This window comes from Agrobacterium salinitolerans (assembly GCF_027498475.1).
GTDB classification, from domain to species: Bacteria; Pseudomonadota; Alphaproteobacteria; order Rhizobiales; family Rhizobiaceae; genus Agrobacterium; species Agrobacterium salinitolerans.
Map to the genome: position 1 here is coordinate 1 of NZ_JAPZLN010000004.1, position 12,746 is coordinate 12,746.

A 12,746-nucleotide genomic window follows, 5' to 3' on the forward strand; every position below is an offset into this window, starting at 1 on the left:
CCGCAAAGCGAAAAGTGTTACCCATGTCTCCGGTACAAAACGTCACCTATCTCTCAAGTCGGACACCTGCGAATTACTCGACGAAAACCCGCACGCTCGAGGCACGTCCGTCGGCGTCGATCACCGTGAGTGTGGAAAATCCCTGACCTTCGGGCCGCCATTCGCTGTTGCGACGATGGGACGCATTCGGCAAAGGCAAACCGTTGGCGAGCCAGCGAAAAGGTGCCCGCCCGCCCTGCAGCTTCAGCACCAGCGGCGAGATGCCTGACTGACCGGAAAGCTCCACACGCGCGCCCTCGGGCGGGTAAACGATGCGCGGGGCGCTTTCACGTCTTGAAGCGGAAAGCAGGCCGCTGGCCGTCGTGGTGAAACGCCGCTGATTGGCGGGGAGGTCATTGACCGCCACCCGCGCGACACCGGAAGGTGCGGCCGGCATCGGCGTGATCGCCACGCCGGATTTCTCGAAGGCCTCGAACAGGATCGGGGCGGCCGTCGCATAACCGGCAATGCCCGGCACCGCGCCATTGTCGGCCCGGCCGACCCAGACACCGACTACATGCCGCCCGTCATAACCCACCGACCAGGCATCGCGATAGCCATAGCTGGTGCCGGTCTTGTAGGCGATGCCGCGCTGTTTCATGCCGAGCGGCGGCAGCACGCCGGACAGGATGTCGGAGATGTTCCAGATCGCCGCATCGGAGAATAAACGGTCGCTCTCCAGCCGTTCCGGGGCGGAGCGGACACCGTCTCCAAGGCGCACGGGATCGCCGCCGCCGGCAAGCCCCGCATAAAGCTGCACCAGATCGACCAGCGAAATACCCGCGCCGCCAAGGGCGATGGCAAGCCCGGGCGCTTCATTGGCGGGAAGTGCGAGTTTGACGCCCACCCGCCGGAACCGCACCATCAGCGCCGAGGGGCTGACCGCATCGAGCAGCTTGACGGCAGGAACGTTAAGCGACAGTTGCAGCGCCTGCCGGATGCTGACATCGCCCTGATAATGCATGTCGAAATTGCGCGGCCTGTAGCCGGAAAAGTCGGCCGGGCGGTCTTCGATGATGGTTTCCTGTCCGACAAGACCGTCTTCGAAGGCAAGGCCGTAGATGAATGGCTTGAGGGTGGAGCCCGGCGAGCGAATGGCCCGGCTCATCTCCACGAAACCGCGTCTTGCCGTATCGAGATAGTCCGCCGACCCCACTTCCGCCAGAATATCGCCGTTCTGCGCATCCGCCATGACGATGGCGACGGAGACCCTGTCGCCGAGCTTTTCCGCAGCATGGCGGGCGACACCCTCCAGCTCCCGCTGGATCGGCAGCTTCAGCGTAGAGCGCACCGCGGCAGTATTTGGGAATTTCACCCGCGCGGCGACGGCCATATGCGGCGCATAGGCCGGAAGATCGCGCCGGCTGGAAGGCGTATTCGCAAGAGCCGCACGTTCCGCCTCCCCCTCACCCACGACGCGCTCGACGGCAAGCCGTTGCAATACGCGCTCGCGCGCCTGTTTCGCCGCCTCCGGAAAACGATCCGGGCGTCGCTTTTCCGGCAGTTGCGGCAGCGCCACCAATAGGGCCGCCTCCGCCGTATCGAGCCGGCCAGGCTCCTTGCCGAACCAGGCGAGGCTTGCGGCGCGAACGCCTTCGAGATTGCCGCCATAGGGCGCGATATTCAGATAGAGATCGAGGATTTCCGCCTTGGTGAGTCGCCTCTCAATCTGGAGCGCGCGCGCGGCCTGCAGGAATTTCGCCGAAAACGACCGATCGGCGCGCGGCTCGATCAGCCGCGCCACCTGCATGGAAAGCGTCGATGCGCCGGAAACGATCCGGCCGTTGCTGACCAATTGCCAGGCGGAGCGCAAAAGCGCGAAGGGATCGACGCCGTGATGCTCATAGAAACGCTGGTCTTCATAGGCCACCAGCATGCGCAGGAACAGTGGGTCGACTTCGGCCGCCGTGGTTTTCAGTCGCCAGCGGCCATCGGGTGTCGCAAAAGCGCGCAAAAGCTTGCCGTCGCGGTCCAGAACCTCGAAGGAGCGTTGCTGCGCAGCGTCCAGCGGCGGCGGATAGGCCTTGTCCAGCGCATCGAGACCGAAGGCCGCGCCGCCCATAAGCAGAGCGGCCGTCATGATGCCGACAATGATCGCCTTGCGTCGCCTCATGGGTTCGCCGAGCGCACCTCCATGCGGCCGGTTGCCGTGCGGGCGGCAAATTGCGGCCGGTACATATCCTCAACCGAAGCTGCCGGGTGGTCATAGGTGCCTGGGGTGACGGCGCGGACCACATAGGCCAGCGCAATTTCCGAACTGTCGCCGGCCGAGCGGTCGAAAGCCGCCACGAAACGGTCGTAGCGGAATTCGGTATGTGCCGCTTCCGTTTCCGGCAACCAGTCGAAATTCGAAAGCGCTGCCGAATTGACGAGGCTCGGATTGTCGATTTCGAAACCGGAAGGCAACAGGTCAGTCACCAGAATGCGCGACTGCCAGTTATTCTGCGGCACCACATTCAGCACCACGACATAACGCTCGTTCTGGATCACCTCGCTCGGGTTCACCTCCTCGCCATCCATGGAATAATAGGTGCGGGTGATGGTGAAGCCTTCGCCGCCTGCGGCAAGCGGCTGCGCCGGCGGCGCCACCGTGGTGACGACAGCCGTGACCGGATCGGCCGAGGTATTGGCGATCTTCAAGGGGGCGGCCAGCAATTCATCGCCGCTCATCCGCTTGCCGAAGCCGCCGGTCTGCAAGTCACCGTTCACATCCAGGCGAATATCCTTGTCCTCGCCTTTCACGGCGCGGGCGGCCAGCAGCATCCATGCCTGTTCCTGGGTGCTGGTATAGGGCTTCTTTTTCCATTCCTTGGCCACGGCACCGGCAAGCTGCGGCACGACGGCCGGAACCGGACGGCTTTCCGCCGCAAGCGCCAGCGTCGCCGCGCCATCACGCAGGGCAGAGCCATAATCTGCACGCGCGAGGCTGACATTGGTGGTACGGCTTGCCATATCGAGCGAAGCACCAAACACGCTCTTCGAACGGGCCTGATCGCCATAAAGCGAAAGGGCGGCAGCAACCTGCGCCTTGGCGAGCGGTGTGGCGAAATCGGCCAGCGCCGTATCCGCGTAATATCTGAGATCGTTGATCGCCGCCTTGCGGTTGCGCGCCAGCACATAGAGCGAATAGGCGATCTCGTTGCCGCGATCCTTGACGTTGCTGTCATAGGACAGGCCGTTCTGCAGGTTGTTCAGCGCCTGTACCATGGCGGCTTCGGGCACATCGTAATTCTGCTCGCGGGCGCGGGTCAGGAAGTCGGTGATATAGGCATCGAGCCACAGATCGCCGTAACCGGGCGACCAGAGACCGAAGCTGCCGGAACTCGACTGGAAGGACAGCACGCGGTAGATCGCCTCCTGCACCCGCTTGCGGGTATCGGGGTCCTCAGTCATGCCGCTATCCTTCGTCAGTTCCGAGACGTAAAGCAGCGGCAACGCCCGGCTCGTCGTCTGTTCGGCGCAGCCATAAGGATATTTGTCCAGCATCATCACCAGCGCCGGAATATCGAAGGCAGGCGAGCGGGTGACATTGATCGCGACCGAAGAACCGAGCAGCATGCTGTCAGCCAATAAATCGCCATTGATGGTCAGGCTACTATTTGGCGCGATCTTGATTTCGCGCCGCGTCGTAACGGGCAGAACGGCCGGGCGCACCGGAACATTCAGCACCTGCTCCAGCGAGACACCCGATGCATTGGAGACTTTGATGGTGATCGCACCATTGCCGGGCTGTTCGCCCGTCAGCGGCACTGTCAGCGACGACTTACCGCCTTTCTGAAGCGCGAGAGTTTGCGACATCTCGCCCTGATCGACCGTCAGCGCCGTATTACTGGTCACATCCAGCCGGTAATCACCGGCCTCGCCATCCGTATTGGCGATATCGAGCCGCAATTGCGACACATCGCCGGGTGCGAGGAATTTCGGCGCGCTGGCCGTGACAACGACAGGATCGCGAATGACGGCATCGGAAACCGCATGGCCGACACCCGTCTTCGTCCAGGCCACCGCCATGATGCGGGCCGTGCCGTTGAACTGCGGAATATCGAAGCTGACTGTCGCCTTGCCGTCAGCGTCAAGTTCGACCGGACCGGCAAAGAAAGCCACCAGCTTTTCGGTGGGCGGGCTGCCCTGAAGAGCAACCTGTCCGCCGTCACCGCCGGTGCGCAGCCGGCCGGTGGCGCCAAGTGAACCGTCGATCAGGCGGCCGTAAAGGTCGCGGATTTCCAGTCCCAGCCGACGCTGGCCAAAGTACCATTCATCCGGCTTCGGCGGCTCGTAGCGGGTAAGGTTCAATATGCCGACATCGACTGCCGCAACGATGGCATAAGCCTTTTCGCCCACGTCAGCGCCGGCGACCGTGATCGGAATTTCAAGCGGCTGGCGCGGCAGCGTTTTCTGCGGCGCGCCAAGCGTGACGGCAAGTTTGCGCTCGGCCGGATCGACGGCGAGCCATTTGATGCCGATGGCGCGCATCGGCATACGGCTTTCCTGCGCATCGCCCGGGCGGAACAGCGTGGCCGTGACATAAGCGCCCGCGCCCCATTCCTCGGTGACCGGAATATCGATCTCGCCGCCATCCGCGCCGATCTCGGCATTCTGAACGGAAATCAGCTTTTCTGAACCAGAAGTTACCATCAACTCGCCGGCAAAACGCGACGAAATCTTGAGTTTAGCCGTATCGCCGATCTTGTAGCTCTGTTTGTCGAGCGCGATTTCCAGCGCATCCGGCGTTTCCGTCGAGCTTGCCTCGACATAAAAACCGGCATCGAATTCAACGCTGGAAACCGGCGCGCCATTGCCGGCGCCCTCCACTTCCAGCCGGTAGCGGCCCCAGGTGACAGGCACGGAAATCTCGCCACCATTGGCATCGACCGAAAGCGTGCCGGCTTCCTGCTGCTTGGTATATTCCACCGGCTCGTAACGCCAGGAGTTACCCTGACGATACCATTGATAGTTCCGCTCGACCTTGATGAGTTTCCAGGTCAGGCCATTCATCGCCTGTCTGGCGCCGTCGGCACTGACGCCAATGATGTGGAAACGACCAACGGAATTCTGAGCGAGATCGCCGGAAAATTGCGGTTTGATGCCGATGACAGGCGCATCCGCCTTGATAGGCAGCGTCAGCGAGCGCTCGACGGCACGGCCCCCGGCCTCTTGCATGCGCACGGTGATGTTGGCCGAAAGAAGCTGGGTAGTGGAAGGCAGATCGGTCAGATCGACATTGAAGCTCGCCTTGCCCTCTTCATCCAGATCAGGCAGATCGGCCAGCGTGGTGCGGTTTTCCTCTTCGCTTTCCTCATCGGCCAGACCGAAGAAATAACCTTCGAAATCGGCGCTGGTGCGCGTCGGCTTGATGGCGATCTCGCCTTCCAGCGTCAGGCCGGCGGCGGGCGCGCCATAGAGATAACGGCCATCGACGTCGATGGCCGTTTCCGCGCCCGGATCGATCTGTTTCGCCTTGCTGGAGAGGTCGAATTCCGCCCGGTCAGGCACGAAATCATCGACGAGGAAACTCTTTTCGCCGATCGCAGCCGTTTTCGGGTCGGTGTGGATGCGCAAAGTCCAGGTGCCGCGCATCGCATTTGCCTGCAATGGCAGATCGACCGAATGGCCGCCCAGTGCCTTACCATCGCTGACAAAACGCCGGTCCTCGACGCCATCAGGGCGCGAGAAGATGAAGGTGAGCGGAAGATCCTCGATTGCCTTGCCGTCGACGTCGCGGGCAAGCGCTGCGGCGTGCACGGTCTCGCCGGCGCGGTAAATGCCGCGCTCGGTCCAGCTGAACACGTCGATGGCGCCGGGGGCTGCACGGCCCGTCACGCCACGATCCGAAAGATCGAAGCCGGCGCGGGTCATGTCGAGGAAGACGTAATCCTTGTCGCCGTTGCGCGCCGTCAGGATTGCCGGCGCCTGTGCCGCGGTACCGCGCATCAGGCCGGCCGAGAACACCGCACGCCCATCCGCGTCGGTCTTTGCCGTGCCCAGCACCTCGTTATTCTTGGCAAGCAGCTGCAAATCCACATCCGCAAGCGGCTTGGCGCTGCCGAGGGCGCGGACGAAGACATTCAGGCCGTCAGTGCCGGCATAGGTGGTAATGCCGGTATCGGAGACAAGGAACCATTGCGTGGCGCGGGAATCCCAGGTTTCAGGTGCTACGCCCGGCGGCACGGCGGTCAGCACATAGATGCCGGGTTTGCGCTCCGGCAGGGCCTCATCCACCGGGAAGCTCGTTACCACATCCTTGTTGAGATCGGGCTGGATATCGATCGACCCCTGCCAGACAAGCTCGCCGATCTCGTTTTGAATGCGGTCGGCATTATAGCCGTCCATTTGCGTCAGAAACTGCGAGTTTGAAAGAAGCGAGGTGATATTGCGGTCGCCGACGCGATAAAGCTTCAGGTCCGCCTTGTCGGCATTGACAGAAACGATTGGAATGCCGCGGCGGGCCGTGCCCGGCAGCACGAAATTCTCGCCGGTAAAGCGAACGCTGGCGGCGCGGTCACGCACATAAATATCGAGATCGACCTGCTTTTCCAGTGGCTCTTCCACTGAAGACGGCAGGCCGGCGCGAAGCGCGATCTTGTAACGCTGACCATGGGTCAGGCCTTCCACGCAAATCTCGCTTCCCTTCGCCTCGATGGCCTTGGGAGCGGCCCCGTCCAGCGTGACGAACGAGGAATAATCGACACCGTTCTTCACCAGCGGCTCGGAAAATTGCACGCAGGCGCGCGGGCTGATACTGTCCGTATCCACGGTATTGTTGATGACGCGGAAACCCTGACGCGTGCGCAGATCGGCATAGGCCGCCTTTGTCTGCGCATTGTCGGTAAGTGCAAGGCTCTCCTTATAAGCACTGAGCGCCGCGCGATAATTCTGGGTTCGCTCAAAAGCCTTCGCCAGCCGGTTCAGGGCCTCGGTGCGGGCGCTGACCGTGCGGCTCAGCTGATAGGCATTGATGGCGGCAGACGCCGCCTGCCCGGCAATGGAATAATTATCAGTAACCTGCGCCGCCTTTTCCGACAATGCCGCCCAGAGCGCGCCATCGTCAGGCGTGATAGCAAGGGCCTGTTTGTAGGTCGTGACGGCATCGGGAATATTGCCTGCTGCTGCCTGCTGCCGCGCGATCTGCACAAGGGCTTCCAGGCCCTGTTCGCCCTCGCCCTCATTCGCCGCAAGGCCGGATTTCAGCCGGCGCGCTTCCTGCTGCAGGCTGTCGGTCACGAAGGACAGGCGCTGCGGCGCGCCGATATCGGCTTCCGTGGCCACTTCCACAATCTTGCCAGCAACTGCGCCAGGGAAGGCGTTCAGCTGATTGAAATCCGATTTGAGGAAGCACCATTTCACCTTGGGATTGTAGGTGAAGGCCTTGCAGGCGGTATCGCCGACGCAAATGTCGCCGCATTGCTCCAGCGAGACATTCTGCTCCGTCCTCAGATCGAAGCCGAAATAATCGCCATTTTGGGTCGTAACGACCTTGCGGGAGGGCTCCGCCGCCATGGCTGGCGGGAAAAACAGGGCGGTGGAAACCGCAACCAGCGAAATCCGGACGAGCGCGCGCAACGACATCAGTTTTCTCCCCGCAACAGACATGTCGGGCGGGACTCTGGTCAAATCCACGCATGGTTGTCAACGCATCTTCGTCAATTCGCGACGCGCAATGTGCGAAGGCGGCTAAGCGGGAAGGTCAGTCTTCTATTTTTCGCGCTTCCGAAATCAGCATGATCGGCACACCGTCACGGATCGGATAAGCAAGCCTGGCGCTTTCAGAGATAAGCTCATTGCGGGCGCGGTCATAGGAAAGGCGCCCTTTCGTCAAAGGGCAGACCAGAAGCTCCAGGAGCTTGGGATCGACATTGCTCATCCTGTCGTCCATGGCGGCGATCCTATTGCAGCACGTTGCCGCCCTCGCCCGATCCCTGGGCGAGGACGATCTCGGTGATGGCGATCAGTGTTTCGGCCCGCGTCTTCAGATCAGGCGCTTCCAGCAGTGCCTGCTTTTCGGCAGGCCCGAAAGGCGACATCATGGAAAGCGAATTGACGAGAACGCGATTGCCCGCCCTTTCCACGCTTTCCCAATCCGCTTCCAGCTGGTTGGCCTCCAGAAACGAGCGGAATACCCGCAGCAGGTTTTCACGGTCCACCGCATCCTCATCGTATTCGCCGGAAAGATCGGCGATGAAGGGCGCATGCCGGAAGCTGCGATAGGGTTTGCCCGCCTCCACCTCTTCCAACAGACGGAAACGGCACACGCCGGTGAGCGAGATGATATAACGGCCATCACCGGTTTCAGAAAAGGACGTGATGCGACCGAGGCATCCGACCGCGCTCAGCGGACCGCCCTCAAGCCCCGCCTCGATGACATGCAGGGCGGGCTGCACCATGCCGATGATGCGATGGCCGGACAATGCCCAGTCGATCATCGCGAGATATCGGGGCTCGAAAATATTGAGCGGAAGATGGCCTTCCGGTAGAAGAAGCGCGCCCGGCAATGGAAACACCGGCACGGTTTCCGGCAGATCGTCGTTCTTCACATATCTCGCATTTCCGACATGCATGGGAATCACGCCCCCCTGTTCACTGCTGCCCGGCCGGCGGATCGACCGCCACAGCTGGGATATGCCCGCACTACGAAAACAGTATCGCCGAAAGCTTCCTGCGGCCGGCAACGGTTGCCGGATCCTTGAAGCCCCAGGCCTCGAAAAACTCCAGAAGCTGGCGGCGCGCGCCGTCATCGTCGAAGGTCCGGTCCTTGCGCATGACGTGTAGCAGATGGTCCGCGGCCTCGTCGCGCCGGCCTTGAGCATTCAGCACCTTGGCAAGCTTCACCCGCGCCTCGTGACGATCAGGATCGAGCGCGAGCTCGCGCTCCAGCGCCACCGGGTCGCCGATCTTGCGGGCTTCCTCATATTGCGCGATCTTTTTCGAAACGAGCTGAATGCCCGCATCTTCGTTGAGTTCCGCAGGCAGCGAAGAGAGCAGTTCGCTTGCCCGCTCATATTGACCGGCAGCGATCATGCATTCGGCAATACCGGCAATCGCTGCCGGATTTTCCGGATCGGCTTGCATGACGGCGCCGAAAAGCTGCGCAGCCCCATTAAAATCGCCATCCGCCAGAAGCTGCTTGGCCTCTGTCAGAACAGCCTCGATCTCGGCCTTGGGGTCGCCCGCGTCAGGCCCGGCGATCTTCTCGATGAACTGCTTGATCTGGCTTTCCGGCACGGCGCCCATGAAGCCGTCCACGGGCCGACCGTCGGCAAAGGCGACGATTGCCGGAATGGACTGGATACCGAGCTGGCCGGGAATCGACGGGTGATCGTCAATGTTCAGCTTCACCAGCTTCACGCGGCCATTCGCCTCGTTGATGACCTTCTCGAGCACCGGCGTCAGTTGCTTGCACGGGCCACACCAGGGCGCCCAGAAATCCACCAGTACCGGCTGGCGACGCGATTCCTCTAGAACGTCCCTGGAGAAAGCCGCCGTCGTGGTGTCCTTGATGTGGCCAGAGGCCGCACCGTTCAGCTCGCCATTATGATGGGCGCTTGCAGTCATCTGCCCGCTATAGGAACCGCCGTAAGGATTATTGTCGCCGCTCATGCCGGTCTCCCGTAAACTTCTGTCATCTGGCTTATTTGAAGCAAAGATCGTATCTCACTCGCTGACTTTCAAGACAAGCGGCGCATGTCCGGTTGCCTCGAGAAAGCGAATGAGATCTTTGGACGCGATCGTTGTCGTCTGGTCGTTGGAAAGCGGATGGCCGTTCACCAACTCGTTTTCCAGAAGATCGCTGTCGAGCACGAAGGTGACCTGCCTGTCCGTGTCGTTGATGGCGCCGAACACTGTCACCGAGCCCGGCACGACGCCCAGATATTCAAGCATCTTTTCCGGTCTGCCAAAGGACACACGGCTTGCCGCACCGATGGTCTTGTGAACGCTTTTCAGATCGACGACCGCGTTTTCCTCAACGGTCAGAACGAAATACTGATCCTTCTTGTCCTTTACAAAGAGGTTCTTTGTATGGCCGCCGGGAATGAGGTCGCGCAGCGACTGGGATTCGGCGACGGTAAACACCGGTTCGTGCTGCTTCGTACTGTGGGAAATGCCGAGTCCGTCGAGAAACTCGAACAGCTCCGTTGCCGTCTTCCGGGAATTTTCCGCCATATCCTGCCGCCTGTCTCTGCCGATTCCACAATCCTTGTTTCCTGATTAAGCGGGCAACCGACGCTTGGCAACGCAGGAAAAAACAACGAGATGAAAAATTCTCAATCATTTCCGCCGCTTGTCGCATTTCTCAAAGAAATTTTCGCGTTTTTGTCATTTCCCTGTTGCATTCCAAAATCGATTGAGCGATATAGCGCCCGTCGCCGCTTGGCGGCCCACGGTTCAGCGAACTACCCCGGACCGGTGGATTTGAGCGGGTGTAGCTCAGGGGTAGAGCACAACCTTGCCAAGGTTGGGGTCGAGGGTTCAAATCCCTTCGCCCGCTCCAGTTTCCCAATGTCCAGACCGGAGACATAGGTAACAGTTTGTACCTAAGACATAGGTGACAATCTCGTGCCGAACGGATTGTCGATTGTTTGCAGCGTTCTCTGTTCCAGGTCGATATATCCTAGATCGTAATGCATGAAGCTGACGAGCCAAATGCCGTCTTCCACCTCCTTTAATCCCAGTTTCTGTCCGGCCAGTACGGTCGATATATTGATCTTCTTGCGAAAGAGGCAGGCGCGTCCGCAATTGGTGACGATGATGTCTCGATCATGGAAGGGATAATCGATCTCCGGCAGGCCAAGGTAGGGGCGCAAAGAGGCGGTATAGAGATCAGCAGGCACTTTCATGCTGATCGCCTCATGCGGCCTCTCGCCATTGAATTCGCTGACGAATGCATCAAAGCGTACCTGTTGCTGGAGAAGGCTACGTTCGGGTGGGCGAGTTGCCTCCTTCTTCAATGTCAGATGCATACGCTCATGCCGGCCGTTCTGCTGTGGATGGCCCGGTTTGATGCGCTCGATCGCTATCCCAAGCCTCAACCAGAAAACCGACAGCTTCGACAGATTGTACAGCCCGTTTGGTGAGGCAAAAGGTAGCCCGTTGTCCGAGCGTATCGCCTGAGGCAGGCCATGTTCGGCAAACAGGCGGCGGAAGGCTTCGATCACGGCTTGCTCTCGTGTCGATTCGAAGGCTTCGCAAGCCAATAGATAGCGGGATGCCTGATCGGTTACGGTCAAAGGGTAACAATAACGGCCATCCCCAAGTTTGAACTCGCCCTTGAAGTCGGCGCACCACAGATCGTTGGCATTGACGGCTTGCGACAGCGTGGTGCCCATGGCCTTGTTTGCCCGGTTCCTCTTGCGGGCCTGGCGCACAAGGCCATGGCGGTCGAGCACCGCATGTACGGTGCTGCTCGCCGGAATACGGACGTCGCCAGCGAGCTTTTTCACCAGCAGTTCGCGGATCTTGCGCGCACCCCAATGAGGCTTCTCCTTTTTGAGGCGCACGATCATTGCCTCGACGGGATCGGGGAGTTGGTTGGCGTAGCGCACCGGACGCCGGGAGCGGTCCGTCAGAGCTTCAAGCCCGTCGTCCTTGTAGCGATAGAATATCTTGTAGCCGGTCTTGCGCGATATGCCGAAGTCCCGGCACACCTCGCTCATTCCTTCGCCCTCCAGCAAACGGGCGACAAAGCGTAGACGTTCTTCCATAACCGAAGTCTCTCTCCACGGCATCAACACCTCCCGCAAAGCGAAAAGTGTTACCCATGTCTCCGGTACAAAACGTCACCTATCTCTCAAGTCGGACATCTAAAGATAGAATTGTCTTCTAAATATAGTCGTTCGCGCGCGGCGCATCGTTCCGTGTCGTGCGGCTTGAAATTTGGCCTTCGCAGCCGCTTATCCGCAGAGCGCGACGGAAATTATTCCGCAAGCGGAACTTATGCGGAAGATGTCCGTTTCAGACGCGAGGCTCCTAACCTCAGTTCCCCTCTGATTGCCCGCCTTGAGCGGGCATTTTTTTGCCGATGTCGCTGGAACAGCTTATGTGAACAGCACGTTCTCCTGCGTTGTTCAACGTGGGGAAGAGCCATGTCCGCATATCCCAGAAGAATTCTCTTGATCGCCGCATTCGCCGCCTCGTCGATACCCGGCACATCGCATGCCGCCGATACCACGGTTTATCGTGAGGAACGGGTTTTACCGCACAAAACACATCATCAACCGCAGCGGAACGAAAATACCTCTTCCAATCCCGTACAAATGAACTGCACCGAAAATATCGTGTCCTATCGCTCCCCTTACGAACGGCACACGGAACAGGTCACGCTCTGCCATCCGCCGCTAAATTGGCGAACAGGACCGTCAACAGCAACAATATGGTCGCCTTGATCTTGCCATAATTCTTTCAATGTGCTTTTGTGCAGCCGCCCTTGTGGGAGGGGGTAGAGGTTGAGACCCGCTGGCTGCATTTTTGCAGTAAGCGGGTTTCCCTTTTTTTGGGCGAAACTTGCTGGCAGAATCAATCGCTTCTCCGCCTCGGAAAAGCAACGAAATACGGGCGCAGAACGGTGCGGTCTGGATTTTTCAGATCAAGGAAAATGGTAGCGGGAGAGGGACTTGAACCCCCGACACGCGGATTATGATTCCGCTGCTCTAACCACCTGAGCTACCCCGCCACAGGGGAAACGTGACAGTCATGTGACCGGCCGTTCCATCAGG

The 12,746-nt window shown here is 60.1% G+C and carries 7 protein-coding genes and 2 tRNA genes; 1 reads left to right on the forward strand and 8 read right to left on the reverse strand.

Annotation, left to right across the window (positions count from 1 at the left end; translation table 11 throughout):
- Positions 1 to 73: 73 nt before the first annotated feature.
- The 6 genes from pbpC to O9X91_RS15240 form a co-directional block, all read right to left on the reverse strand.
- Positions 74 to 2,152, reverse strand: coding sequence for a penicillin-binding protein 1C (pbpC, locus tag O9X91_RS15215; protein WP_162520636.1), 2,079 nt, complete (start codon positions 2,150 to 2,152; stop codon positions 74 to 76).
- Entirely contained in the window at positions 2,149 to 7,605 is a 5,457-nt protein-coding gene (locus O9X91_RS15220; RefSeq protein WP_142914324.1) for an alpha-2-macroglobulin family protein, read from the reverse strand. The genes pbpC and O9X91_RS15220 overlap by 4 nt, the downstream gene beginning before the upstream one ends.
- 118 nt (positions 7,606 to 7,723) lie before the next feature.
- Positions 7,724 to 7,912, reverse strand: coding sequence for a Trm112 family protein (locus tag O9X91_RS15225; RefSeq protein WP_003497541.1), 189 nt, complete (start codon positions 7,910 to 7,912; stop codon positions 7,724 to 7,726).
- A gap of 10 nt (positions 7,913 to 7,922) precedes the next feature.
- Positions 7,923 to 8,594, reverse strand: coding sequence for an LON peptidase substrate-binding domain-containing protein (locus O9X91_RS15230; protein WP_162520637.1), 672 nt, complete (start codon positions 8,592 to 8,594; stop codon positions 7,923 to 7,925).
- Positions 8,595 to 8,664: 70 nt separating this feature from the next.
- Positions 8,665 to 9,633 carry a thioredoxin gene (gene trxA, locus O9X91_RS15235; protein WP_142914325.1) on the reverse strand — a complete coding sequence of 323 codons (969 nt, stop codon included), beginning with the start codon at positions 9,631 to 9,633 and terminating at the stop codon, positions 8,665 to 8,667.
- Between the two features lie 54 nt (positions 9,634 to 9,687).
- Complete coding sequence (locus O9X91_RS15240) at positions 9,688 to 10,197, reverse strand: prolyl-tRNA synthetase associated domain-containing protein (protein ID WP_077985246.1); 510 nt, start codon at positions 10,195 to 10,197, stop codon at positions 9,688 to 9,690.
- Positions 10,198 to 10,450: 253 nt separating this feature from the next.
- Here O9X91_RS15240 and O9X91_RS15245 point away from each other — a divergent pair.
- Positions 10,451 to 10,525: transfer RNA gene (locus O9X91_RS15245), tRNA-Gly, on the forward strand.
- A gap of 43 nt (positions 10,526 to 10,568) precedes the next feature.
- On the opposite strand, the gene O9X91_RS15250 is transcribed toward O9X91_RS15245, so the two are convergent.
- Positions 10,569 to 11,759, reverse strand: a complete 1,191-nt coding sequence (locus tag O9X91_RS15250; protein WP_269834263.1) for an IS481 family transposase — start codon at positions 11,757 to 11,759, stop codon at positions 10,569 to 10,571.
- Positions 11,760 to 12,626: 867 nt separating this feature from the next.
- Positions 12,627 to 12,703, reverse strand: a tRNA-Met gene (locus tag O9X91_RS15255).
- Positions 12,704 to 12,746: the final 43 nt, after the last annotated feature.